24 protein-coding genes are annotated in these 23757 nt (G+C 53.7%); 9 read left to right on the top strand and 15 right to left on the bottom strand.

Translation table 11 applies throughout. The annotated features are described in order from the left end of the window. Nucleotides 1-15: 15 nt before the first annotated feature. Both HV127_RS25285 and HV127_RS25290 read right to left on the bottom strand, forming a co-directional pair. A complete protein-coding gene (locus HV127_RS25285) occupies nt 16-711 on the bottom strand; it encodes a DUF533 domain-containing protein (RefSeq protein WP_182239601.1) in 696 nt (231 codons plus the stop codon). 151 nt (nt 712-862) lie between these two features. Continuing rightward, a complete protein-coding gene (locus HV127_RS25290) occupies nt 863-1231 on the bottom strand; it encodes a YebG family protein (protein ID WP_182239603.1) in 369 nt (122 codons plus the stop codon). 135 nt (nt 1232-1366) lie between these two features. Here HV127_RS25290 and purT point away from each other — a divergent pair, with 135 nt between their 5' ends. Then, the gene (purT, locus tag HV127_RS25295; RefSeq protein ID WP_182239604.1) at nt 1367-2545 is read left to right on the top strand and encodes a formate-dependent phosphoribosylglycinamide formyltransferase; all 1179 of its coding nucleotides are present in this window, start codon (nt 1367-1369) and stop codon (nt 2543-2545) included. Between the two features lie 54 nt (nt 2546-2599). On the opposite strand, the gene HV127_RS25300 is transcribed toward purT, so the two are convergent. The 3 genes from HV127_RS25300 to zwf all read right to left on the bottom strand — a co-directional run bounded on the left by HV127_RS25300 (nt 2600) and on the right by zwf (nt 6787). Further along, complete coding sequence (locus HV127_RS25300) at nt 2600-3241, bottom strand: bifunctional 4-hydroxy-2-oxoglutarate aldolase/2-dehydro-3-deoxy-phosphogluconate aldolase (protein WP_182239606.1); 642 nt, start codon at nt 3239-3241, stop codon at nt 2600-2602. 37 nt (nt 3242-3278) lie between these two features. Continuing rightward, nucleotides 3279-5090, bottom strand: coding sequence for a phosphogluconate dehydratase (gene edd / locus HV127_RS25305; protein ID WP_142514106.1), 1812 nt, complete (start codon nt 5088-5090; stop codon nt 3279-3281). A gap of 221 nt (nt 5091-5311) precedes the next feature. Then, entirely contained in the window at nt 5312-6787 is a 1476-nt protein-coding gene (zwf, locus tag HV127_RS25310; protein WP_110274303.1) for a glucose-6-phosphate dehydrogenase, read from the bottom strand. 319 nt (nt 6788-7106) lie between these two features. On the opposite strand from zwf, the gene HV127_RS25315 reads away from it, so the two are divergent. Together HV127_RS25315 and pyk are read left to right on the top strand one after the other, a co-directional pair. Further along, nucleotides 7107-8012, top strand: a complete 906-nt coding sequence (locus HV127_RS25315) for a MurR/RpiR family transcriptional regulator (protein WP_167492752.1) — start codon at nt 7107-7109, stop codon at nt 8010-8012. A gap of 125 nt (nt 8013-8137) precedes the next feature. After that, on the top strand, nt 8138-9580 hold the full coding sequence (pyk, locus tag HV127_RS25320) for a pyruvate kinase (RefSeq protein WP_110274305.1): 1443 nt from the start codon (nt 8138-8140) through the stop codon (nt 9578-9580). A 73-nt stretch (nt 9581-9653) separates the two neighbouring features. On the opposite strand, the gene lpxM is transcribed toward pyk, so the two are convergent. The 3 genes from lpxM to znuA all read right to left on the bottom strand — a co-directional run bounded on the left by lpxM (nt 9654) and on the right by znuA (nt 13028). Next, nucleotides 9654-10628: a lauroyl-Kdo(2)-lipid IV(A) myristoyltransferase gene (gene lpxM, locus HV127_RS25325; RefSeq protein ID WP_110274306.1), complete on the bottom strand. Its 975-nt coding sequence runs from the start codon at nt 10626-10628 to the stop codon at nt 9654-9656. Between the two features lie 117 nt (nt 10629-10745). Next, nucleotides 10746-12068: a murein DD-endopeptidase MepM gene (gene mepM / locus HV127_RS25330; RefSeq protein ID WP_181485785.1), complete on the bottom strand. Its 1323-nt coding sequence runs from the start codon at nt 12066-12068 to the stop codon at nt 10746-10748. A gap of 15 nt (nt 12069-12083) precedes the next feature. Next, a complete protein-coding gene (gene znuA, locus HV127_RS25335; RefSeq protein WP_182239608.1) occupies nt 12084-13028 on the bottom strand; it encodes a zinc ABC transporter substrate-binding protein ZnuA in 945 nt (314 codons plus the stop codon). Nucleotides 13029-13106: 78 nt separating this feature from the next. Between znuA and znuC the strand changes: the two genes are divergently transcribed. Together znuC and znuB are read left to right on the top strand one after the other, a co-directional pair. Then, nucleotides 13107-13859, top strand: a complete 753-nt coding sequence (gene znuC, locus HV127_RS25340; RefSeq protein WP_181485783.1) for a zinc ABC transporter ATP-binding protein ZnuC — start codon at nt 13107-13109, stop codon at nt 13857-13859. Beyond that, entirely contained in the window at nt 13859-14644 is a 786-nt protein-coding gene (gene znuB, locus HV127_RS25345) for a zinc ABC transporter permease subunit ZnuB (protein WP_182239610.1), read from the top strand. Before znuC ends, znuB begins: the two co-directional genes overlap by 1 nt. Before the next feature lie 50 nt (nt 14645-14694). Here the strand turns inward: znuB and ruvB are convergent, their stop codons facing one another. From ruvB to HV127_RS25360, 3 genes are all read right to left on the bottom strand, one after another. Further along, entirely contained in the window at nt 14695-15705 is a 1011-nt protein-coding gene (gene ruvB / locus HV127_RS25350) for a Holliday junction branch migration DNA helicase RuvB (protein ID WP_182239612.1), read from the bottom strand. Nucleotides 15706-15713: 8 nt separating this feature from the next. After that, nucleotides 15714-16325, bottom strand: coding sequence for a Holliday junction branch migration protein RuvA (gene ruvA, locus HV127_RS25355; RefSeq protein ID WP_182239614.1), 612 nt, complete (start codon nt 16323-16325; stop codon nt 15714-15716). A gap of 114 nt (nt 16326-16439) precedes the next feature. After that, nucleotides 16440-17042, bottom strand: a complete 603-nt coding sequence (locus tag HV127_RS25360) for a hypothetical protein (protein ID WP_228727500.1) — start codon at nt 17040-17042, stop codon at nt 16440-16442. Nucleotides 17043-17338: 296 nt separating this feature from the next. Between HV127_RS25360 and HV127_RS25365 the strand changes: the two genes are divergently transcribed. Further along, entirely contained in the window at nt 17339-17941 is a 603-nt protein-coding gene (locus HV127_RS25365) for a YebB family permuted papain-like enzyme (RefSeq protein ID WP_182239616.1), read from the top strand. A 1-nt stretch (nt 17942) separates the two neighbouring features. Here HV127_RS25365 and ruvC read toward each other — a convergent pair whose 3' ends face one another. The 4 genes from ruvC to aspS all read right to left on the bottom strand — a co-directional run bounded on the left by ruvC (nt 17943) and on the right by aspS (nt 21624). Beyond that, entirely contained in the window at nt 17943-18464 is a 522-nt protein-coding gene (ruvC, locus tag HV127_RS25370; RefSeq protein WP_110274314.1) for a crossover junction endodeoxyribonuclease RuvC, read from the bottom strand. A gap of 37 nt (nt 18465-18501) precedes the next feature. Continuing rightward, nucleotides 18502-19242, bottom strand: coding sequence for a YebC/PmpR family DNA-binding transcriptional regulator (locus tag HV127_RS25375; RefSeq protein ID WP_182239618.1), 741 nt, complete (start codon nt 19240-19242; stop codon nt 18502-18504). A 149-nt stretch (nt 19243-19391) separates the two neighbouring features. Beyond that, entirely contained in the window at nt 19392-19835 is a 444-nt protein-coding gene (nudB, locus tag HV127_RS25380) for a dihydroneopterin triphosphate diphosphatase (RefSeq protein WP_181485778.1), read from the bottom strand. A 1-nt stretch (nt 19836) separates the two neighbouring features. Continuing rightward, nucleotides 19837-21624 (bottom strand): aspartate--tRNA ligase, encoded by a 1788-nt coding sequence (gene aspS, locus HV127_RS25385; protein ID WP_182239620.1) that lies wholly within the window; start codon nt 21622-21624, stop codon nt 19837-19839. Nucleotides 21625-21892: 268 nt separating this feature from the next. Here aspS and HV127_RS25390 point away from each other — a divergent pair, with 268 nt between their 5' ends. From HV127_RS25390 to HV127_RS25400, 3 genes are read left to right on the top strand one after another with little or no spacing between them, the layout of a single operon-like run. Further along, the gene (locus HV127_RS25390; RefSeq protein ID WP_182239622.1) at nt 21893-22459 is read left to right on the top strand and encodes a hydrolase; all 567 of its coding nucleotides are present in this window, start codon (nt 21893-21895) and stop codon (nt 22457-22459) included. Continuing rightward, complete coding sequence (locus HV127_RS25395; RefSeq protein WP_182239624.1) at nt 22456-23274, top strand: DUF72 domain-containing protein; 819 nt, start codon at nt 22456-22458, stop codon at nt 23272-23274. The genes HV127_RS25390 and HV127_RS25395 overlap by 4 nt, the downstream gene beginning before the upstream one ends. A 53-nt stretch (nt 23275-23327) precedes the next feature. After that, a complete protein-coding gene (locus tag HV127_RS25400; RefSeq protein WP_110274320.1) occupies nt 23328-23723 on the top strand; it encodes an MAPEG family protein in 396 nt (131 codons plus the stop codon). The last annotated feature ends 34 nt before the right edge of the window (nt 23724-23757 follow it).

The following is a 23757-nucleotide window of genomic DNA, read 5'->3' on the forward strand; positions in this document are numbered from 1 at the left end:
TGCCCGCAACTCGAATTATTTAGGGGATATAGCCTGTTTTTGCGCCTGAATATCCTGTTCGATATCTTTGCGAACGTCCTGCGGCAGGTTTAGCGCTTCGCCGAGCGCATTCAGATAGCTGCGCTCCATAAAGTGGTCAATATCAATAACCGCACAGCTGATGTAATACACTTCGAGCGCCTCTTGCTCGTTGCTGATGCCCTGCGCCAGGCGCTGAGGGTCGAGAGGCTGAGACAGCGCCCTGTCGATTAACACCCGCCCCTGCACGTCAATGTTTGCTGCGCGTAGCTGCTCTTCAATGCTGGCCCGTTCGCGTTCGTCAATATGCCCGTCGCTTTTGGCGGCGAAGACCAGCGCCATAATCAGCCGTTCACTGCGGGCGTCGAGCTCGACTTGCGTTGAAGATTGCGCCTGAATGGGCGCGGAGGCTGAAGGTGAGTAAGCCGGTTCTTGTGGCGAGCCTGCACGCATTTTTTGCTGGTATTTATTCCACAACACGCTGCCGGCGATCGCCCCACCGCCGACCAGCAGCGCGCCCGTGCCGTATTTAGCCAACAGTTTACGCGATGATTTGCTGGCAACCAGTAGCCCTGCCAGCCCGCCAAGCGCACCCGGCAACAGCAGATTTTTGCCGCTTGATTGATCGTCAGATGAAGAAGACCGCCCCTGCTGACCCAGCAGAGACTGCAGTTGATTAAGCCAGTTAGCCATACTTTCCCTCGTTGCGCGATAAGCGATACCACCAGCCTAAACGACGCGATGTCAGGAAATGTTATGGACTGCTAAAGAAGCGCAAATTTAGCCTCAGAAAGGGGCTTAACCGAATTTTTGCCGCCAGAGACCCCGGCGGCAGAGAGCACACTCAGGCGGCTTTTACTTTACGCGGTTTAGCCGGAACTTCAGCGGCAGCTTCAGGGACGGCGTCGGCGTCGGCGTCGGCATTATCCTCGACGACCTCCGCCTGGGCGTGTTGTTCATCAGCGCTGCTTTCGGCTTCCGGCAGTTTCCCGGACCGCAGAATATGATTTAAGGTCTCTTTGCGCTCTGCCAGCCACATTGACATGCTATCGCGCTGGGTTTCATCAAGCGTCAGCGGACAGTCAACTAGCCAGTCGTTGAGCACTTCCGCCAGATCGAGCATTTTGTCGTAAGCATCGGCCTCTTTTTTGCTGGCAAAAGACATTTTTTCCTCACCTTCGCGAATCACCACATATTTAATTTCAACCGCCATGATGCAGCCTCTTTATACTGTATTTTTATACAGTATAGCAAATTTTCACGCTGAACTCAAATTACGCATATAAAGACAGACGCAAACGTTTTCGTTTATAATGCGGCGCATGTTTTTTTACTGCGGAAGAGAGTTATGACTGTATTAGGCACGGCGCTGCGCCCTGCGGCAACAAAGGTAATGCTGTTGGGGTCCGGCGAACTGGGTAAAGAAGTGGCTATCGAATGCCAGCGCCTGGGGATTGAAACCATCGCCGTCGACCGTTACCCGGACGCGCCAGCGATGCAGGTAGCGCACCGTTCACATGTCATCAATATGCTGCACGGCGAAACCTTGCAGGCGCTAATCGAACAGGAAAAACCAGACTTCATCGTACCGGAAATTGAAGCTATCGCCACCGATACCCTGGTGGCGCTGGAGCAAGCCGGGCAAAAGGTCGTCCCTACCGCGCGGGCGGCAAAGCTCACCATGAACCGCGAGGGAATCCGTCGCCTGGCTGCCGAAGAGCTGAAGCTACCGACCTCAGCCTATCGTTTTGCCGATAGCGAAGCGGCGTTTCGTGAAGCTGTGGCAGGGATCGGCCTGCCGTGCATCGTCAAGCCGGTGATGAGTTCTTCCGGCAAAGGTCAGAGCTTTATTCGCTCCAGCGAACAGCTGGCTGAAGCCTGGCAGTATGCACAGCAAGGCGGGCGCGCCGGAGCCGGTCGCGTTATCGTTGAAGGCGTGGTGAATTTTGATTTTGAAATTACCCTGCTGACCGTGAGCGCCGTGGATGGCGTACATTTCTGCGCACCGGTCGGTCATCGTCAGGAAGATGGCGACTATCGTGAATCCTGGCAGCCACAGCAGATGAGCGATTTGGCGCTGGAACGTGCGCAGGAAATAGCCCGCGAAGTGGTGCTGGCTCTGGGCGGTCACGGCCTGTTCGGCGTCGAGCTGTTCGTCTGCGGTGATGATGTGATTTTTAGCGAAGTCTCACCACGCCCGCACGACACCGGCATGGTCACGCTGATTTCGCAGGATTTATCAGAGTTCGCCCTGCACGTTCGCGCCTTCCTCGGCCTGCCGATTGGCGCAATCCGCCAGTACGGCCCGGCGGCCTCGGCGGTGATCCTGCCGCAGTTAAGTAGCCAGAACGTCACCTTCAGTAATATCCAGGCGGCGGTTGGCGCAGGTCTGCAACTGCGTCTGTTTGGCAAGCCGGAAATTGACGGTTCGCGTCGACTGGGCGTGACGCTGGCGATAGCAGATAACGTTGATGAAGCGGTTGCGCGCGCCAAAACGGCGGCAGCGGCGGTCGTGGTGACAGGATAAAATATAAAAGCCCGGTAGCTTGCGCAGACCGGGCCTCAGTTTAAAGCGCGAAGATTACTTCGCGCCTTCTACCGCTTCGCGAGCCAGTTTGGTAATACGGTCGTAATCACCGGCTTCCAGCGCATCCGCTGGCACCAGCCATGAACCACCGATGCACATTACGCTGTTCAGCGCCAGATAATCGCGATAGTTAGCCGGAGAAATGCCGCCAGTCGGGCAGAAACGAATGTGCGCGAACGGGCCGCCAATCGCCTGCAGCGCTTTCACGCCGCCGTTAGCTTCAGCCGGGAAGAATTTGAACTCTTTCAGGCCATACTGCATACCCAGCATCAGCTCGGATACGGTGCTGATCCCCGGGATCAGCGGAATGGTGCCTTCGCCGGTTGCCGCTTTCAGCAGGGATTCGGTCAGGCCCGGGCTGATGGCAAACTGCGCGCCAGCTTCGGTGACTTCTTTCAGTTGCTCAACGTTAGTGACGGTACCCGCACCAACAATCGCTTCCGGGACTTCTTTAGCGATCGCGCGGATAGCGTCCATTGCGCAGTCGGTACGCAGAGTCACTTCCAGTACGCGTACGCCGCCTGCAACCAGCGCTTTCGCCATCGGCACAGCGTGTTCCAGTTTTTTCACCACGATTACCGGTACAACCGGGCCGGAGGTGAGGATTGCTTCTGCAGTTGTTTTCCAGTTTTTCATCAGATTTTCTCTCGCCAGATCTATAAATCGAATCGTCTTAAAAATTGATGCAGGTTGCGCCCTGTTCCGCTCCGGAGAGTTTCTCACGCAGCGCAGCAAACATTTCCCGGCCGGTTCCCACACGCGAACCGCTCAGGTCAGGAATATGCGGCTGACGCGCAGCCAGTTCAGCCTCATCCACCAGCAGCGTAAGTTCGCCGGTCTGGCCATTGACGCGGATGATATCGCCATCACGCACCTTCGCCAGCAGACCACCATCGTACGCTTCAGGCGTCACGTGGATTGCTGATGGAACTTTACCTGATGCGCCGGAAAGTCGACCATCGGTCACCAGCGCAATTTTGAAACGGCGGTCCAATAATACACCAAGTGGCGGCATAAGTTTATGTAATTCTGGCATGCCGTTCGCTTTTGGCCCTTGATGACGAACCACTACCACGCAATCTTTGTCCAGCAGCCCAGCTTCAAAGGCTGGCAGCACGTCATGCTGACTCTCAAACACAATCGCCGGCGCTTCAATAATCTGGTTTTCTACCGGTACAGCGGAAGTTTTCATCACCGCGCGACCAAGATTGCCGCTCAGCACTTTAGTGCCGCCATGGCGAGAGAACGGTTTGTCAAAGGTGGCAATAACCTGGTCGTCCAGCGGCGCGGTCGCCCCTTCGCGCCAGTCCAGTTCGCCGTTATTCAGCCACGGTTCCATGGTGTAGCGAGAGAGACCAAAGCCGGCCACGGTGTTAACGTCTTCGTGCAACAGGCCACCTTTCATCAGCTCGCGTACCAATACCGGTACGCCGCCCGCCGCCTGGAAGTGGTTGATATCCGCCGGGCCGTTCGGGTAAAGACGCGCCAGCAGCGGTACCACGTCTGAGAGGTCAGAGAAATCATCCCAGTTGATGATGATCCCCGCCGCACGCGCCATCGCCACCAGGTGCATGGTATGGTTGGTGGAGCCACCGGTCGCCAGTAGCGCCACAATCCCATTGACCACCACTTTTTCGTCAAACATTTTGCCCAGCGGCATCCACTCATTACCGTTACCGGTCAGGCGGGTTACCTGGCGGGCAGCAGCAGCGGTTAATACTTCACGCAGCGGCGCATCCGGATGTACGAATGATGATCCCGGCAATTGCATCCCCATAAACTCAACCACCATCTGGTTGGTATTGGCGGTGCCGTAGAAGGTGCAAGTGCCCGGTGCATGGTAAGAGGCGGCTTCAGACTCCAGCAGCGCCATGCGGTCGACTTTCCCTTCCGCGTACAGTTGGCGGATGCGTACTTTTTCTTTGTTCGCCAGACCGCTGGCCATCGGGCCGGACGGAATAAAGATGGACGGCAAATGACCAAATGCAAGCGCTGCCATGGTCAGGCCAGGGACGATTTTGTCGCAAACCCCCAGGTACAGCGCGCCGTCAAACATATTATGCGACAGGCCGATCGCGGCAGACATGGCGATAACCTCGCGGCTTAGCAGCGACAGCTCCATCCCGTCCTGTCCCTGCGTCACGCCATCGCACATCGCCGGAACGCCACCCGCCACCTGGCCAACCGCATTAGCTGAGTGCAACGCTTTACGGATAATATCCGGATAATATTCATAGGGTTGGTGGGCGGACAGCATGTCGTTATAAGAGGTGATGATGGCGATGTTATTGCGCAGCATGCTTTTCAGCGAAGCTTTATCATCCGCCTGACAGGCGGCAAAGCCGTGTGCCAGGTTACCGCAGGCCAGTTGGGCACGATGGACGGTGTCAGTTTTGGCCTGGTTAATCCGTGCGAGGTAGGCGCTGCGGGTGTCGCGTGACCGTTCGATAATGCGATTTGTTACCCGTAACATTTCAGAATTCATAAAGGCTCCTCAAATTTCATCTGTCCGGCCACAGCGTTCTGACGATGTCTCTTGGTGCTTAAGGCACCAGTACCGGGGCTCAGGGGCAAAATACTGAGTGCAGTGTAATAAAAAAAGCTCCGGGGGTGAATCCTCCCGGAGCTTAAAAGATTAAAAATTACGCGACTTTCTGCGTCAGATCATGTTACCGGTAAAATAACTCAACCGGATTAGCCTGTCGGTTACTCAAACTCGTTCCATGAACGGCCATCGCGGGTGATCATCGCCACGGAGGCGACCGGCCCCCAGGTGCCCGCCTGGTAAGGCTTCGGCGCATCACGATCGGCAGCCCAGGCTTCGGTAATGGAGTCAACCCACTTCCACGCCTCTTCCACTTCATCACGACGCACGAACAACGCCTGAATACCGCGCATGGTTTCCAGCAGCAAACGCTCATAAGCATCTGCCAGATGCGTTTGATTAAAGGTTTCTGAGTAGCTCAGATCCAGCTTGGTAATCTGCAGGTTGTGCTTGTGATCAAGCCCAGGAACCTTGTTCAGTACCTGAATATCGACCCCTTCGTCAGGCTGCAGACGAATGGTCAATTTGTTCTGCGGCAGCTCCTGCCAGGTTTCTTTAAACAGGTTCAGTTCCGGCGTTTTGAAGTAAACCACGACTTCAGAGCACTTGGTCGGCAGACGCTTGCCGGTACGCAGGTAGAACGGCACGCCCGCCCAGCGCCAGTTATCGATATCCACGCGGATAGCCACAAAAGTCTCGGTATGGCTGGCTTTATTCGCGCCTTCTTCTTCAAGGTAGCCCGGCACTTTTTTGCCTTGCGCAAAACCGGCAGAGTACTGGCCGCGTACCGTTTTTTCACGCACATTGGTGCGGTCGATACGGCGCAGAGACTTCAGCACTTTTACTTTCTCATCGCGGATGCTGTCAGCGCTCAGGTCCGACGGCGGCGACATCGCAATCATGCACAGAATTTGCAGCAGGTGGTTCTGGATCATATCGCGCATCTGCCCGGCCTGATCGAAGTAACCCCAGCGGCCTTCAATACCGACCTCTTCCGCCACGGTGATCTCGACGTGATCGATAGTGCGGCTATCCCAGTTATTGACGAATAGCGAGTTGGCGAAACGCAGGGCCAACAGATTCAGCACCGTCTCTTTGCCCAGATAGTGGTCGATACGGTAGACCTGGCACTCTTCGAAAAACTCACCGACCTGATCGTTGATCTCGCGGGAGGTTTCAAGGGAGGTACCCAGCGGTTTCTCCATCACTACCCGCGCCGGTTTGGCATTCAGTTTCGCTTCGCCCAGTCCTTTGCAAATCGCGCCAAACGTGCTTGGCGGCATGGCGAAGTAGTTGATGGTGACCCGCTCTTTCTGGTCGAGCATTTTACCCAGGCGGGTAAATGCTTTGGTGTCGTTGACATCAAGGTTACAAAAGTCCAGACGCCCGCTCAGGGTATCCCACAAACCTTCATCAATTTTTTCCTTCATGAAGGTTTCCATCGCTTCACGTACTACCTTGGTGTAAGCGTCTTTATCCCAGTCGGCACGCCCAACACCGATGATGCGAGTGTCAGGGTGAAGCTGGCCAGCTTTCTCAAGCTGATACAGGGAAGGCAGCAATTTACGTCGCGCCAGGTCACCCTTCGCGCCGAAAATGACCAGATCGCATGCCTGGGCCGTTTGCGTTACCGCCATGTCATTCTCCTTAGTTGATAGACTGGTGCTTGTGCCAGGCTATATTTGTAATTTTCTTTCACTGCATCGTACTGTGTTTACGAATTTCCCGAAACCCTCAGCCCCGGTTCCCGCGGCTAAATCGCACAGGGGGAAAAATAAAGGGCGACATTTTGGGCATACGGCTAATATTGTTCGTTGTTTCGACCGATTCTCAGTTACTAAAATACGACTCTGATCATGTAATGAAAAAAAACAACATTTTTTAAGGTCATTCCTCACCGTTTCCGACTACGGAGAGGTATATTCTTGCTAAAACGCCTGATGATTTCACCCATTAATGAAATCGTTTCCATTGATGAGCGCCTTGTTAATAATGAACATGCTGGAAAAAATCCAGTCCCGACTGGAACACCTTAGCAAATCTGAACGCAAAGTGGCGGAAGTCATCCTTGCAACCCCCGCGCAGGCCATTCATTCGAGCATCGCGGCCCTGGCCCTTGAAGCTGGCGTTAGTGAGCCGACTGTTAACCGTTTTTGCCGCAGCCTAGAAACCCGTGGTTTTCCGGATTTCAAACTGCATCTGGCCCAAAGCCTGGCACACGGGACACTCTATGTTAACCGCAACGTCGACGAAGACGACAGCGTAGAGGCCTACACGGGGAAGATTTTTGAATCGGCAATGGCCAGTTTAGATCAGGTCCACCATTCTCTCGACATGTCGGCCATCAATCGTGCGGTCGATCTGTTAACACAGGCCAAAAAAATCGCCTTTTTTGGCCTCGGCTCTTCAGCCGCCGTCGCCCACGATGCGATGAACAAATTTTTCCGCTTCAACGTACCGGTCATTTACTCCGACGACATTGTTCTGCAACGCATGAGTTGTATGAACTGTAATGACGACGACGTCGTGGTGATTATCTCACACACAGGTCGGACCAAAAGCCTGGTGGAGCTAGCGCAGCTAGCCCGTGAAAACGATGCTATGGTGATCGCTATTACCTCTCCCGGCACGCCGCTCTCTCGCGAGTCAACGTTAGCCATTACGCTGGATGTCCCGGAAGATACCGATATCTATATGCCGATGGTCTCCCGGCTGGCGCAGTTGACGGTGATTGACGTGCTGGCAACCGGCTTTACCCTGCGTCGGGGCGCAAAATTCAGAGATAACTTGAAGAGGGTCAAGGAAGCGCTCAAGGAATCGCGCTTTGATAAAGAGCTCAGTGTACACAGCAATGACCAATAAAAGTAGAAACAAAGCAGTAACCTATTACACCGTCGGTAATGTTCTGGCATAGCAACTTTGCTCGCTGGCGCTACCGAATCCATGTTCACGCAACACCAAAGTTGTTTCAGTCAACGGAGTATTACATGTCCAGAAGGCTTCGCAGAACCAAAATCGTTACCACCTTAGGCCCGGCAACCGATCGCGACAACAACCTTGAGAAGGTTATCGCCGCTGGCGCTAACGTGGTACGTATGAACTTCTCTCACGGTACCGCGGAAGATCACCAAATCCGTGCGGATAAGGTTCGTGAGATTGCGGCAAAACTGGGTCGTCATGTTGCGATTCTCGGAGACCTACAGGGTCCGAAAATCCGCGTATCTACCTTCAAAGAAGGTAAAATCTTCCTCAATATCGGCGATAAATTCCTGCTTGACGCTAACCTGGGTAAAGGTGAAGGCGACAAAGAGAAAGTCGGTATCGATTATAAAGGCCTGCCGGCTGATGTGGTTCCGGGCGATATCTTGCTGCTGGATGATGGTCGCGTACAGCTGAAAGTGCTTGAAGTGCAGGGTCTGAAAGTGTTCACCGAAGTCACCGTTGGTGGGCCGTTGTCCAACAACAAAGGCATCAACAAACTCGGCGGCGGCCTCTCAGCAGAAGCACTGACTGATAAAGACAAAGCCGATATTATTACCGCCGCAAAAATTGGCGTTGATTACCTGGCCGTCTCCTTCCCGCGCTGCGGCGAAGACCTGAACTACGCACGCCGCCTGGCGCGCGATGCCGGCTGCGATGCTAAAATCGTTGCCAAGGTAGAGCGTGCGGAAGCGGTTTGCAGCCAGGACGCAATGGATGATGTGATTCTGGCATCCGACGTCGTGATGGTCGCCCGTGGCGATCTCGGCGTAGAAATTGGCGATCCGGAACTGGTCGGCATTCAGAAAGCATTGATCCGCCGCGCTCGTCAGTTGAACCGTTCAGTCATTACCGCGACTCAGATGATGGAGTCAATGATCACCAACCCGATGCCAACCCGCGCTGAAGTTATGGACGTGGCGAACGCCGTGCTGGATGGGACCGACGCCGTAATGCTGTCAGCAGAAACCGCCGCAGGCCAGTACCCGTCAGAGACCGTTGCCGCGATGGCCCGCGTCTGCGTCGGTGCGGAAAAAATCCCTAGCCTCAACGTTTCTAAACACCGTCTGGACATCCAGTTCGACAATGTGGAAGAAGCCATTGCGATGTCAGCAATGTATGCGGCCAACCACCTGAAAGGCGTCACGGCCATTATCACCATGACCGAATCTGGCCGTACCGCACTGATGACCTCGCGCATCAGCTCCGGCCTGCCGATTTTTGCGCTATCTCGTCATGAACGCACATTGAACCTGACAGCACTGTACCGCGGCGTGACCCCGGTTCATTTCGACAGCGAAAGTGATGGCGTCGCCGCAGCCCATGACGCAGTGAATCTGCTGCGTGATAAAGGCTATCTGGTCACCGGCGACCTGGTTATCGTGACCCAGGGTGATGTAATGAGCACCATCGGTACCACCAACACCACCCGCATCCTGACCGTCGAGTAATTTTCTCTGCCATAAAAAAACCTGCCAGCGTTCGCCGGCAGGTTTTTTTTCGTCCGCAACGCGTAAACGCGGATTACTTCTTTTTCGGATACAGCTCTTTGCGCTTATATGGCTCAATTTCGCCCGGCTTACGGGTTTTCAACAGCTTAAGGATCCAGGTGTATTGCTCGGTATTGGGCTTGACGAAAATTTCGACTTCTTCGTTCATCCGCCGGGCGATAGTGTTATCGTCCGCCTCCAGCAGGTCGTCCATTGGCGGGCGCACCAGCACCGTCAGGCGATGCGTTTTGCCATCATAAACCGGGAACAGCGGCACAACGCGGGCGCGACACACTTTCATTAAACGCCCAATCGCCGGTAGCGTCGCTTTATAAGTGGCAAAGAAATCGACAAACTCGCTGTGCTCAGCACCGTGATCCTGATCCGGCAAGTAGTACCCCCAGTAGCCCTGACGCACCGACTGAATAAACGGCTTTATGCCATCATTGCGCGCATGCATTCGTCCGCCAAAACGACGGCGTACGGTGTTCCAGACGTAGTCAAATACCGGGTTGCCCTGATTATGGAACATCGCCGCCATTTTTTGCCCGCCGGAAGCCATCAGCATCGCTGGAATATCGACACCCCAGGCATGAGGTACCAGAAAGATCACTTTCTCATTATTACGCTGCATCTCGTCGATGATCTCTTTGCCCTGCCAGTCAACGCGGGAAAGAATTCGCTGCGGGTCACGCAGGCCCAGTTCAGCCATCATCACCATCGCCTGCGGCGCAGACGCATACATCTCATCAATAATTTCTTCGCGTTCCTGCTCGCTCTTTTCCGGGAAACAGTACAGCAGATTGATCTGCGCCCGGCGGCGCGAACTCTTTGCGAGGCGACCAACGAAACGGCCCAGCTTGCCCAGAATAGGGTCGCGAAACGAGGCTGGCGTCAGGGCAATACCGGCGAATGCGAAAACCCCCAGCCAGGCGCCCCAATAGCGCGGCAGTAAAAAGGATTTTTCAAACGTTGGAATAAACTCACTATTATTTTTTTTCGTTTCCATGCCCAATCCGCAGAAGTTCCGCTCAATAAAGATAATGGCTTAGTTTAGCGATACGTTGGGTAACGTACAAAAGAAAAAGCCGGCGCACTATGAGCACCGGCTTTAACTGGCGGGTTGTTAGTCAAATCGAAGCTGTGGGATAACCTCTTTTGCCTGCGCCAGATAATCCTTACGGTCGGAACCGCTAAGCCCTTCTGTACGTGGCAGTTTCGCCGTCAACGGGTTAACCGCCTGCTGGTTAATCCACACTTCATAGTGCAGATGCGGGCCGGTAGAACGCCCGGTATTGCCCGATAGCGCAATGCGGTCGCCGCGTTTCACCTTCTGACCGGGTTTCACCAGCAGCTTACGCAAGTGCATATAGCGCGTGGTATAGGTCCGACCGTGACGAACGGCAACGTAGTAACCTGCTGCGCCGCTGCGTTTAGCCACCACCACTTCACCATCACCCACTGACAGCACCGGCGTCCCCTGAGGCATCGCAAAATCGACGCCGCGGTGCGGGGCGACACGGCCAGTAACAGGGTTAAGACGACGCGGGTTAAAGTTCGATGAAACGCGGAACTGACGCGCGGTCGGGAAGCGCATAAAGCCTTTTGCCAGCCCGGTACCGTTGCGGTCATAGAATTTGCCATCTTCGGCGCGAATCGCGAAGTAATCTTTGCCGTCGGAACGCAAACGTACGCCAAGCAGTTGGCTCTGCTCGCGTTTGCCATCAAGCATTTCACGCGACATCAGGACCGAAAATTCATCGCCTTTTTTCAGTTTACGGAAATCCATCTGCCACTGCATGGCTTTGATGACCGCGCTGATTTCGGTGCTGGTGAGGCCTGCATCGCGGGCGCTGGAGACGAAGCTGCCACCAACGGTACCTTTCAGTACATTGTTGACCCAATCGCCTTTTTGCAGTTCGCTGCTCATTTTGAAAGCGTTGGCTACCCGGTCGTAGGTTCGGGTTTCACGGCGCGACATCTCCCAGGTCAGGCTTTGCAAATCGCCATCCGCCGTTAGAGTCCAAGAGAGTTGCTGGCCGATTTTCAGATTACGCAGTTCCTTATCTGCCGAGGAAAGCCGCGCGATATCGCCCATATCAATGCCGTACTGGTTAAGAATGCTGCTGAGCGTGTCGCCTGTGGATACCACGTACTCGTGACCACCAGAATCACTATCCGCTTTATCATCCAGTTCATCTTGTGGGATGGCTTCTTCTTCCTGCGCCGCCTGATCGATGGGTTCTGAGGCTTCCGGCAGCAGTGAGCGAATTTCGCTTTTCTCCAGCTCGATAGTTCTGGCAATAGGTGCGGATTCTGGATGGTGATAGATATAGGGTCGCCAGACGGCGACCGCTAAGGTAAGAACGCTAAGTGACCCCAGCATAACGCGGTGAGGTCGTGGCAGATTGTTAAATGCCTGAGTGACAGCGCGGGCTATCTGTTGCACGTATTCACTTCCTCGTTATTCTCCTTTCAGGCAGCTTGAATACTGATTCGCCATTTGGCTCAGGAATTGCGGATAACTTTCTTTACCCAGCTTAATTCCGATTCCAAGTGGATCCAGGGTTCCCATGCGCACGGATGTTCCCCTGGCGACAGCTTCTATAACCGCTGGCCTGAACTGTGGCTCAGCAAAAACGCAAGTTGCTTTTTGCTCAACCAGCTGTGTTCTGATTTCGTGTAAACGCTGCGCACCAGGCTGTATTTCAGGGTTGACGGTAAAGTGGCCCAATGAGGTCAAACCGTAATGTTTTTCAAAGTAGCCATAGGCATCATGAAAAACGAAATATCCCTTCCCTTTCAGCGGTGCCAGCTCGGTCCCCACCTGTTTGTCGGTTGCGGCTAATTTTGCCTCAAAATCCTTCAGGTTGGCGTCAAATTTGGCTCGACTCTGCGGCATAAGTTCCAATAATTTATCGTGGATTGCAACCGCCGATAGCCGCGCTATCTCTGGGGAAAGCCATAGATGCATGTTATAGATGCCATGATGGTGATCATCGTCACTTTTTTCACCGGCAGCATGATCGTGACCATCATGGTCGTCGTCATCGTCTGCCCCTTTCATGAGCAACGGTTTCACGCCGTCAAGTTGGGCAATCGTCACCTTTTTATTCGACGCAATGCTTTGCGTTGACTTATCCATAAACGCTTCCATCTCAGGACCAATCCAGACAACTAAGTCTGCGTTCTGTAAGCGTTTTGCATCTGATGGACGCAGTGAATAATCATGCTCTGAGGCCCCATCGGGCAGCAAAACCTGGGTATCCGTTACGCCATCGGCGATGGCTGAAGCGATAAAGCCGAGCGGTTTAAGCGAGGTGACAACTGCGGCATTTACCAACGGTGAATGGGCGAACAAAAAAGCGGCGCTAAGTCCAGCGCAAAGAAGCGTATTTTTATGTAACATAATGAGTCTAATCATCGTAATGAATGAGAAAGATGTGATATTATAACATTCACTCGCTTGTGCAACCCTTAATTTGACATGACAAATCTAATAACTCTGGAAAACGTCTCGGTGGTCTTCGGCCAAAGGCGCGTGCTGTCTGACATTTCGCTCTCCTTAAAGCCAGGCAAAATTTTAACCTTGCTGGGCCCTAATGGTGCTGGCAAATCCACCCTTGTGCGAGTTGTTCTTGGTCTGGTAGCACCAACTGACGGTGTTATCAAACAGGATGGTCACCTGCGTATTGGCTATGTCCCGCAAAAGCTTCACCTTGATGCCACCATGCCGCTGACCGTCAGCCGCTTTATGCGCCTGCGTCCGGGTACCCATAAACGGGACATTCTGCCCGCGCTAAAACGCGTTCAGGCAGGCCATCTGATCGACGCTCCAATGCAAAAACTCTCCGGCGGCGAAACGCAGCGCGTCTTGTTGGCTCGCTCTTTACTCAATCAACCGCAACTGTTGGTGCTCGACGAGCCGACCCAGGGCGTGGACGTCAACGGCCAGGTGGCGCTCTATGATCTGATTAACCAACTGCGCCAGGAGCTTAACTGCGCCGTGCTGATGGTTTCCCACGACCTGCATCTGGTAATGGCGAAAACCGATGAAGTATTGTGTTTGAACCAACATATCTGCTGTTCCGGCGCGCCGGAAGTGGTCTCCATGCATCCGGAATTTATCTCAATGTTCGGCCAGCGCGGCGCGGAACAGCTGGGAATTTATCGTCATAATCATAATCACCGCCACGACCTGCAGGGGCGGATTGTACTGCGTCGGGGAAATGACCGCTGATGATTGAATTACTCTTACCCGGTTGGCTGGCTGGCGTTATGCTCGCCTGTGCGGCAGGCCCGCTCGGTTCGTTCGTCGTGTGGCGCCGTATGTCCTACTTCGGCGATACTCTTGCTCACGCTTCTCTGCTCGGAGTCGCTTTTGGTTTACTGCTGAACGTCAACCCTTTCTATGCGGTTATCGTTGTGACGCTGCTGCTGGCGGGCGGCCTGGTATGGCTGGAGAAACGCCCTCATCTGGCAATAGATACTCTGTTGGGGATTATGGCGCACAGCGCGTTGTCGCTGGGTCTGGTGGTCGTCAGCCTGATGTCGAACGTGCGCGTTGACCTGATGGCCTACCTGTTTGGCGATCTGCTGGCAGTGACGCCTGAAGATTTGATTTCAATCGCTATCGGCGTCGTTATCGTGCTGGCGATTCTGTTCTGGCAATGGCGCAACCTGCTGTCGATGACTATCAGCCCGGATCTGGCTTTTGTTGATGGCGTGAAGCTACAGCGGGTGAAGTTGCTTTTAATGCTGGTCACCGCACTGACCATTGGCGTCGCGATGAAGTTTGTTGGGGCGCTGATTATCACTTCGCTGTTGATTATCCCCGCAGCGACGGCGCGTCGCTTTGCCCGCACGCCGGAGCAAATGGCAGGCGTGGCAGTTGGCGTGGGGATAATTGCGGTAACGGGTGGATTGACCTTCTCAGCATTCTACGATACCCCGGCGGGGCCTTCAGTGGTGCTGTGCGCCGCGCTGTTGTTTATTATCAGCATGAGCAAGAAATCCGCAACCTGACCTGCGAGCATTGACGCAAACCCGTTGTCCGGGCATCGCCCGGGCAACGATTACGGCATTTCCGGCGGCGTGATACCAAAGTGATTCCAGGCCCGTACCGTCGCCATCCGCCCGCGCGGTGTACGCTGTAAAAAGCCCTGCTGGATCAGATACGGCTCCAGCACATCTTCAATGGTTTCCCGCTCTTCCCCTATCGCCGCGGCCAGGTTATCCAGCCCCACCGGCCCGCCGAAGAATTTGTCGATTACCGCCAACAGCAGCTTACGGTCCATATAATCGAAGCCCTCAGCATCGACGTTAAGCATATCCAGCGCCTTCGCGGCAATATCTACCGAAATGGTGCCGTCATGCTTCACTTCGGCATAATCGCGTACGCGCCTGAGCAGGCGGTTGGCAATACGCGGCGTACCGCGCGCGCGGCGCGCGACTTCCAGCGCCCCCTCCTCGCTCATTTCCAGCCCCATAAAACGAGCGCTGCGCCCGACGATATATTGCAGGTCAGGCACCTGATAAAACTCCAGACGTTGCACAATACCAAAACGGTCACGTAACGGAGAAGTCAATGAACCGGCGCGGGTGGTAGCGCCGATCAGAGTGAATGGTGGCAGATCGATTTTTATTGAACGAGCCGCAGGTCCTTCGCCAATCATGATATCCAGCTGATAATCTTCCATTGCCGGATATAACACTTCTTCAACGACCGGCGAAAGGCGATGGATCTCATCGATAAACAAGACATCGTGCGGTTCAAGGTTGGTCAGCATCGCCGCCAGATCGCCCGCCTTTTCCAGTACCGGGCCGGAAGTGGTGCGCAGATTTACGCCCATCTCGTTGGCAACAATGTTCGCCAGCGTGGTTTTCCCAAGCCCTGGAGGGCCAAAAATCAGCAGGTGATCGAGCGCGTCACCGCGCAGTTTCGCCGCCTGGATAAAAATCTCCATTTGCGAGCGGACGTGCGGCTGGCCCACATATTCGGCCAGCATTTTAGGACGGATTGCACGGTCAGCCGCTTCTTCAAAACCGGTGCTGTCCGCCGATACCAGCCTGTCAGCTTCAATCATCCCTTACCTCACAGCGCAGCGCGTAGCGCTTCGCGAATTAGCGTTTCACTATTAGCATCCGGACGAACGATTTTGCTTATCATTCGGCTGGCCTCTTGAGGTTTATAGCCCAGCGCCACCAGCGCAGCAACCGCTTCCTGTTCTGCATCATCGTCAGCCGGACCTGCGGGCGATGTCAGTACCAGATCGGCCGCCGGAGTGAACAGATCGCCATGTAACCCTTTAAAGCGGTCCTTCATTTCAACGATCAGTCGTTCCGCAGTTTTCTTACCGATTCCCGGCAGTTTCACCAGCGCTGCCAGCTCTTCGCGTTCAACGGCACTAACAAACTGCTGTGCCGACATGCCAGAGAGGATTGCCAGCGCTAGTTTCGGACCAACGCCGTTGGTCTTAATCAGCTCTTTAAACAGCGTGCGCTCCTGTTTGTTATTGAAACCAAACAGCAGTTGAGCATCTTCACGGACGATAAAATGGGTAAAAATTATCGCCTCGTTGCCCACATCCGGCAGCTCATAAAAGCAGGTCATCGGCATGTGAACCTCATAGCCTACGCCTCCCGTTTCGAGTAAAACCAGCGGGGGTTGTTTTTCGAGAATGATGCCTCTGAGTCTGCCTATCACATGGAGCTCCTGGATTAAGGACTGAAAGTCTAATGCAGTATCATAAAAAAAGGCTGGATAGATATCCAGATGAAAAATGCGTTATCCCCTAACATCTGCTCTCAGCGAACACAGTTAGCGCTTTCCCCCACTCTTTGGGCCGCGCACAAAAAAAGTCGTACAATCAATGACCCCTCTTTTACAACCCGAGCCAATAATTTCCCGATGGCGATCAGTAGCACTAATCCGATAGCCGCTATTGATAAACTTTAGCGCCTCTTGCTCATCCGGCGTTTCCAGCACCAGAGTCCGCTTTTTATTGTAAACGCGAAAGAGAGCCTGAGCAGGCAATTTACTGAAATCGGGATGGCGCTTACGATAGACAAATAGCGTAAAGGAAATAAAAGCAACGCTTGCCCACATTGTAATTAAGCCAGATAACCAACTTGTATTAAAAAAGAAATAGTCGCAAGGCTTACCAATACCAGGCCGCCCCTGAACAATATTTATACAGATTGTTTTCGAGGGCTGTGTATGCTCCTTTTCAACATGATAGATGTAGGGCTTATTTCCCACCCACCAGGTAATGTCATATTCATAAAGCGCAGAGCAATCCGTTCTGCCACGAAATGAGGTACAGGTGTCGCTCGTTCTTCGCTCCGCGCTGCTGGTATATCGTATCGCTGAGACGACACCTGTGGTAACGGTACTGTCGCGGTAGTGCTGATACTCAGTCACCAGAACGTATCCACTCAAGAGGAGCCAAAAGACAAACACTATTTTTTTATTCTTATACAACAGTATCTCTTATATTATTAACAGATAGTTAATATAGTTTATTATTTTCACATGCTACCCGCGTGACAAAAAGTAAGAAAACTCCGCTATACGCAGGCTGTATGAGCCAAGGTAAAATAATAGCTGGCGTGACACAATATTTATCAATTCTTTACTCATGCTTTTCCATCAATGACGAAACGTCGGGATATGATAGCCATACCCCTCTCATTATATAAAGCCAAAGGAATGACAAAATGCTTATTAATTCCTCCGTTAAATATGAAACCGGAGATATTGTTTTCACCTGTATTGGCACGGCATTATTTGGCCAGATATCAACGGCCTCTCAGTGCTGGTGTAACCATGTGGGTATCATTATTGGTCATAATGGTGATGATTACCTGGTGGCGGAAAGTCGGGTCCCACTTTCGGGAGTAACCACCCTAACGCAGTTTATTCACCGCTCAGCCAACCATCGTTACGCTGTTCGCCGTCTGCGCGGCGGTTTAACCACCGAGCAAAAGCTCTCGCTCATGGAACAAGTTCCCTCACGTCTGCATAAGCTTTATCACACCGGGTTTAAATACGATTCATCGCGTCAGTTCTGTTCAAAATTTGTGTTTGATATTTATAAAGATGCGTTATGTATTCCGGTGGGCAATGTCGAAACATTTGAACAACTGCTGCACAGTAACCCGGAAGCAAAATTGCGATTCTGGAAGTTTTGGTTTTTAGGCTCTATTCCGTGGGAACGAAAAACGGTCACTCCGGCCAGCCTCTGGCTGCATCCAAATTTAGAGTTAATTTCAGCTAATGGAGTAGAAACGCCTCAGCCAGCAGTCGCCGAGGCGGTATAGATTAGCGTAACCGTCCACGCGCCAGATTCAGACGGCTTTCGCCTATCTGGGCGACGTTCTGGCTGACGTGGCAGTGGGTAATGGCGATAGCCAAAGCATCTGCCGCATCGGCCTGCGGGTTAGCCGGAAGCTTGAGCAACGTGCGCACCATGTGCTGCACCTGGCTCTTCTCTGCGCTGCCAATACCGACGACGGTTTGCTTCACCTGCCTGGCAGCATACTCAAACACCGGCAGATCCTGATTCGTCGCGGCGACAATTGCCACTCCGCGAGCCTGCCCAAGCTTTAACGCCGAGTCGGCATTCTTCGCCATAAAAACTTGTTCGATGGCGAAATAATCCGGCTGGAACTGAGTAATAATTTCCGTGACGCCCGCGTAAATCAGCTTCAGGCGAGACGGTAAATCATCCACTTTGGTACGAATGCATCCACTGCCCAGATAGCTCAGCTGGCGTCCAACCTGACGGATGACGCCGTAACCAGTGACGCGCGACCCCGGGTCAATACCGAGAATAATAGCCATCACGCGCCTCCGGTTAGTCGTTTAACGGTCGGCAACATTAGAGCGTTGCGGCGACCTCATCAGAGATCTCACCATTATGATAAACTTCCTGCACGTCGTCGCAGTCTTCAAGCATATCGATCAGACGCAGCAGTTTCGGTGCAGTTTCTGCATCCATGTCCGCTTTGGTTGACGGGATCATAGAAACTTCAGCAGCATCTGCTTTCAGGCCAGCAGCTTCCAGCGCATCGCGTACCGCACCCATCTCTTCCCAGGCAGTGTAAACGTCAATCGCACCGTCATCATAGGTCACAACGTCTTCAGCACCCGCTTCCAGCGCCGCTTCCATCACTGCGTCTTCATCGCCAGCTTCGAAGGAGATAACGCCTTTTTTGCTGAACAGATAAGAGACCGAACCGTCAGTTCCGAGGTTGCCACCGGTTTTGGTGAACGCATGACGCACTTCAGCAACGGTACGGTTGCGGTTGTCGCTCAGGCATTCCACCATAACAGCGGTGCCGCCAGGGCCGTAACCTTCATAAATGATGGTTTCCATGTTCGCGTCATCATCACCGCCAACACCGCGTGCGATAGCACGGTTCAGCGTGTCGCGCGTCATGTTGTTAGCCAGCGCTTTATCGATTGCCGCACGCAGACGTGGGTTAGAACCCGCATCGCCGCCGCCCAGACGCGCTGCGGTAACCAGCTCGCGAATGATTTTAGTAAAGATCTTACCGCGCTTGGCATCCTGTGCCGCTTTGCGGTGTTTGGTGTTGGCCCATTTACTATGACCTGCCATAAAATAATATCTCCAAAAAAGCCTTTTTCCGTCGCCTTTTAGCCCTCAGGCGCGTTGGCTACATTGGCCCTCACCCATCACTTACTCAAGTAAGCTCAGGGTGAAGTCCCAACTTGCCGCCTTCCTGATAACTAAAATTCTGGGGAAAATTAGTTGGCGTTAATTACAAATTCTTCAATCGCCTGCCGGTTGCTCCAGGACTTGGTCAACGTGGCGGCTTCCGACGCGTCAACCCAGCGGTAATCCAGATGTTCCGTAAAGACAATCTGGCGTTCATGGGGGAGCGCAAGACGGAACCAAAATTCCGTATTACGCTCGACGCCCGGCGCATAGCGATGACGTAAATGAGAAAATATCTCGAATTCTACCGTGCGCTGACAGTCAACCAAAGCCAGTTGCTCACAAGCAACGTCAATGGCAACCTCTTCCATTACTTCACGCGCGGCAGCCTGCGGCGCGGTTTCACCCTCTTCCAGGCTGCCGGTGACCGACTGCCAGAACGCAGGATCGTCGCGACGCTGCAACATCAGCACCCGCTTCGTATCTTCGGCATAAATCACCACCAGAACGGAAACGGGCAGCTTGAATGACATCTTACTTATTCTCCAGAGACTCTTTTGTCTCTTTCGCCACAACCTGAATACCCAGTTCGCCCAAGGACGCCGGATTCGCGAAACTTGGCGCTTCGGTCATCAGGCAGGCAGCTGCGGTAGTTTTCGGGAAAGCGATAACGTCACGGATATTATCGGTACCCGTCAGCAGCATGGTCAAACGGTCAAGACCAAATGCCAGACCGGCGTGCGGGGGAGTACCGTATTTCAACGCGTCCAGCAGGAAGCCAAACTTCTCGCGCTGCTCTTGTTCGTTAATGCCCAGAATACCGAACACGGTCTGCTGCATTTCACCACTGTGGATACGCACGGAACCGCCGCCAACTTCATAGCCGTTAATGACCATATCGTAGGCGTTAGCAACAGCGTCTTCCGGCGCCGCTTTCAGCTCGGCGGCAGACATATCTTTCGGCGAGGTGAACGGATGGTGCATCGCGGTCAGGCCGCCTTCACCGTCGTCTTCAAACATCGGGAAGTCGATAACCCACAGCGGGGCCCACTTGGCTTCGTCAGTCAGATTCAGGTCTTTACCCAGCTTCAGACGCAGCGCGCCCAGCGCATCGGCAACCACTTTTTTGTTATCTGCGCCGAAGAAGATCATATCGCCATCCTGCGCACCGGTGCGCTCAAGAATGGCTTCAACGATTTCGGCGTTGAGGAATTTAGCTACCGGGCTATTGATGCCTTCGAGGCCTTTCGCCCGCTCGGTCACTTTAATGTAAGCCAGGCCTTTCGCGCCGTAGATCTGCACAAATTTGCCGTATTCATCAATCTGCTTACGCGTCAGCGCGGAACCGCCCGGAACGCGCAGCGCCGCAACGCGGCCTTTGGCATCGTTAGCTGGACCCGCGAAGACCGCGAACTCAACGGATTTGACCAGATCGGCCACGTCCACCAGCTCCATCGGGTTACGCAGGTCTGGTTTGTCTGAACCATAACGGCGTTCGGCTTCAGCGAAAGTCATGATTGGGAAGTCACCCAGCTCCACGCCTTTCACGTCGTTCCACAGACTGCGCACCAGCGCTTCCATCACTTCACGCACCTGCTCGGCGGTCATGAAAGAGGTTTCGACGTCGATCTGGGTGAATTCCGGCTGGCGGTCAGCGCGTAGGTCTTCATCACGGAAGCATTTAACAATCTGATAGTAGCGGTCGAAGCCTGACATCATCAGCAGCTGTTTGAACAGCTGTGGAGACTGCGGCAGCGCGTAGAATTTGCCTTTATGAACGCGAGAAGGCACCAGATAGTCACGCGCACCTTCCGGCGTGGCTTTGGTCAGCATCGGCGTTTCGATATCAAGGAAGCCGTGGTCGTCCATAAAGCGGCGTACGAGGCTGGTGATTTTGGCACGGGTTTTCAGGCGCTGAGCCATTTCCGGGCGACGCAGGTCCAGATAGCGGTATTTCAGACGCGCTTCTTCGGTGTTGACGTGGTTGGAATCCAGCGGCAGCGCTTCGGAGCGGTTGATAATGGTCAGATCGGACGCCAGCACTTCGATTGCGCCAGTTGGCATATCGTTGTTGACGTTTCTTTCGTCACGCGCACGCACGGTGCCGGTTATCTGGATGCAGAACTCATTACGCAGTTCGGAGGCCAGCTTTAATGCATCCGCACGATCCGGATCGAAAAACACCTGCACGATGCCTTCGCGGTCACGCATATCGATAAAGATAAGGCTACCAAGATCACGACGACGGTTGACCCAACCACACAGAGTCACTTGCTGCCCTACGTGGGACAGACGGAGCTGTCCGCAATATTCTGTACGCATGAGATATCCCTTAACTTAGCCGCAGGCGGATTGTTGCCTGCCTTGCAGGCGACGAGGTCGCAGCTTTAGCTGATGTCACAACTGAATGAAAAAAGGCGGCTATTATACTGGAAATTATGCCGTACGATAAGCCCGGCACAGCGTGCTACGTTGCTTTGCCGTGCGCTTATTGCCTGTGCTCACAAAAATTAACAAAATTTGTTACCCTTGAGCAGGATCGGCAACGGTATTGTAGCGGCCAGACAACAAAAGAAGATACGGGGATATCATGTTAGAACTCAATGCAAAAAATACCGCGCTGGTGATCATCGACCTGCAAGAAGGTATTTTACCCTTTGCTGGTGGTCCGCACCGCGCCGATAAAGTGGTTGCCCAGGCGGCACGTCTGGCGCAAAAGTGCCGCCAGCAGGGTTCCCCGGTGGTGATGGTACGCGTTGGCTGGTCGGCTGATTTCGCTGAAGCACTGAAACAACCTGTTGACGCCCAGGCTGGCGCGCACGCATTGCCGGAAAACTGGTGGACCTATCCGCTCGCGCTGGGTAAGCAGGATAGCGATATTGAAGTCACCAAACGCCAGTGGGGCGCGTTTTACGGCACCGACCTTGAATTACAACTCCGCCGTCGCGGTATCAATACCATTATTCTGTGCGGTATTTCGACCAATATCGGCGTCGAATCTACAGCGCGTAACGCCTGGGAACTGGGCTTTAATCTGATTATTGCCGAAGACGCCTGCAGCGCAGCCTCCGCCGACCAGCACCAGGGCAGCATGACGAATATCTTCCCGCGTATCGCCCGCGTGCGCAGCACCGAGGAAGTCCTTTCGGCTTTATGATCTATATTGGGCTTCCCCAGTGGGCGCATCCGAAGTGGGTGCGCCTGGGTATCACCAGCCTTGAAGAATATGCTCGCCACTTTAACTGCGTGGAGGGCAACACCACCCTGTACGCCTTACCGAAAGCCGAGATTGTCCGCCGCTGGTATGAACAAACTCACGATGACTTTCGCTTTTGCTTTAAGTTTCCGGCCACCATTTCGCACCAGGCGGCGCTGCGCAACTGCGACGACTTAAGTCATGAATTTTTCACCCGGCTGGCCCCGCTGGCATCGCGCATCGGTCAATACTGGCTACAACTGCCCGCCACCTTCGGCCCACGAGATCTCCCCGCCCTCTGGCATTTTCTTGATAGCCTGCCACAGACGTTCACTTACGGCGTTGAGGTACGGCATCCAGAGTTTTTCGCTAAAGGCGAAGCGGAACAGCAATTCAATCGCGGACTACATCAGCGTAGCGTCAATCGCGTGATCCTCGATAGCCGCCCGGTTCATAACACCGTCGCCCGAACCCCGGCGATGATCGATGCGCAAAAAAAGAAGCCTAAAGTACCGGTCCATGCGCTGGTGACGGCCCACCACCCGCTGGTGCGTTTTATCGGCAGCGACGATATGGCGCAAAATCGCGATCTCTTTGGCGTCTGGTTGCAAAAATTACCGCAGTGGACGCAGACAACAACGCCGTATTTATTCCTCCACACCCCAGACATTGCCCAGGCTACGGAGCTGGTCGATACTCTGTGGAACGATCTGCGCTCTGCCCTACCGGAAATAGGTGATGCGCCGTCAATTCCGCAGCAAAGCACTCTTTTCTGATATCCTGCTATCCTGAATGGAGCCACCGGACGGAATGAAAGGGAGTTTTTAGTATGGTCAGCGCGCTGTATGCCGTTTTAGGTGCGTTATTGCTTATTAAGTTTTCTTACGACGTTGTCCGCCTGCGAACACAATATCGCGTCGGCTACGGCGACGGCGGTTTCAGCGAGCTGCAGGTTGCTATCCGCGTACATGGAAACGCAGTCGAATATGTTCCCATCGGACTGATTTTGCTACTGTTTATGGAAATGAACGGTGCGCAGATCTGGATGATTCACGTTTGTGGAATTTTACTGATTGCCGGACGCCTGATGCACTCTTACGGTTTTCATCATCGTCTGTATCGCTGGCGTCGTTCCGGCATGAGCGCCACCTGGTGCTCATTGTTGCTGATGGTGCTGGCTAACTTCTGGTATATGCCCTGGGAGTTGGTTTTCTCCGTCCGTTAGCGCACAATACGCCGTTTTCGATTTTTCGGGTTTA

The organism is Klebsiella sp. RHBSTW-00215 (assembly GCF_014103785.1).
Lineage (GTDB): Bacteria > Pseudomonadota > Gammaproteobacteria > Enterobacterales > Enterobacteriaceae > Klebsiella.

What these genes read in the sequence shown, in the direction of transcription:
- HV127_RS25395 (WP_182239624.1), top strand. Translation starts at nt 22,456, where the DNA reads ATGATCTATATTGGGCTTCCCCAGTGGGCGCATCCGAAGTGGGTGCGC.
- HV127_RS25290 (WP_182239603.1), bottom strand. Translation starts at nt 1,231, where the DNA reads ATGGCGGTTGAAATTAAATATGTGGTGATTCGCGAAGGTGAGGAAAAA.
- edd (WP_142514106.1), bottom strand. Translation starts at nt 5,090, where the DNA reads ATGAATTCTGAAATGTTACGGGTAACAAATCGCATTATCGAACGGTCA.
- aspS (WP_182239620.1), bottom strand. Translation starts at nt 21,624, where the DNA reads ATGCGTACAGAATATTGCGGACAGCTCCGTCTGTCCCACGTAGGGCAG.
- HV127_RS25365 (WP_182239616.1), top strand. Translation starts at nt 17,339, where the DNA reads ATGCTTATTAATTCCTCCGTTAAATATGAAACCGGAGATATTGTTTTC.
- lpxM (WP_110274306.1), bottom strand. Translation starts at nt 10,628, where the DNA reads ATGGAAACGAAAAAAAATAATAGTGAGTTTATTCCAACGTTTGAAAAA.
- pyk (WP_110274305.1), top strand. Translation starts at nt 8,138, where the DNA reads ATGTCCAGAAGGCTTCGCAGAACCAAAATCGTTACCACCTTAGGCCCG.
- HV127_RS25315 (WP_167492752.1), top strand. Translation starts at nt 7,107, where the DNA reads ATGAAATCGTTTCCATTGATGAGCGCCTTGTTAATAATGAACATGCTG.
- ruvC (WP_110274314.1), bottom strand. Translation starts at nt 18,464, where the DNA reads ATGGCTATTATTCTCGGTATTGACCCGGGGTCGCGCGTCACTGGTTAC.
- nudB (WP_181485778.1), bottom strand. Translation starts at nt 19,835, where the DNA reads ATGTCATTCAAGCTGCCCGTTTCCGTTCTGGTGGTGATTTATGCCGAA.
- HV127_RS25375 (WP_182239618.1), bottom strand. Translation starts at nt 19,242, where the DNA reads ATGGCAGGTCATAGTAAATGGGCCAACACCAAACACCGCAAAGCGGCA.
- HV127_RS25300 (WP_182239606.1), bottom strand. Translation starts at nt 3,241, where the DNA reads ATGAAAAACTGGAAAACAACTGCAGAAGCAATCCTCACCTCCGGCCCG.
- znuC (WP_181485783.1), top strand. Translation starts at nt 13,107, where the DNA reads ATGACAAATCTAATAACTCTGGAAAACGTCTCGGTGGTCTTCGGCCAA.
- zwf (WP_110274303.1), bottom strand. Translation starts at nt 6,787, where the DNA reads ATGGCGGTAACGCAAACGGCCCAGGCATGCGATCTGGTCATTTTCGGC.
- znuA (WP_182239608.1), bottom strand. Translation starts at nt 13,028, where the DNA reads ATGTTACATAAAAATACGCTTCTTTGCGCTGGACTTAGCGCCGCTTTT.
- znuB (WP_182239610.1), top strand. Translation starts at nt 13,859, where the DNA reads ATGATTGAATTACTCTTACCCGGTTGGCTGGCTGGCGTTATGCTCGCC.
- HV127_RS25390 (WP_182239622.1), top strand. Translation starts at nt 21,893, where the DNA reads ATGTTAGAACTCAATGCAAAAAATACCGCGCTGGTGATCATCGACCTG.
- purT (WP_182239604.1), top strand. Translation starts at nt 1,367, where the DNA reads ATGACTGTATTAGGCACGGCGCTGCGCCCTGCGGCAACAAAGGTAATG.
- HV127_RS25400 (WP_110274320.1), top strand. Translation starts at nt 23,328, where the DNA reads ATGGTCAGCGCGCTGTATGCCGTTTTAGGTGCGTTATTGCTTATTAAG.
- HV127_RS25285 (WP_182239601.1), bottom strand. Translation starts at nt 711, where the DNA reads ATGGCTAACTGGCTTAATCAACTGCAGTCTCTGCTGGGTCAGCAGGGG.
- ruvB (WP_182239612.1), bottom strand. Translation starts at nt 15,705, where the DNA reads ATGATTGAAGCTGACAGGCTGGTATCGGCGGACAGCACCGGTTTTGAA.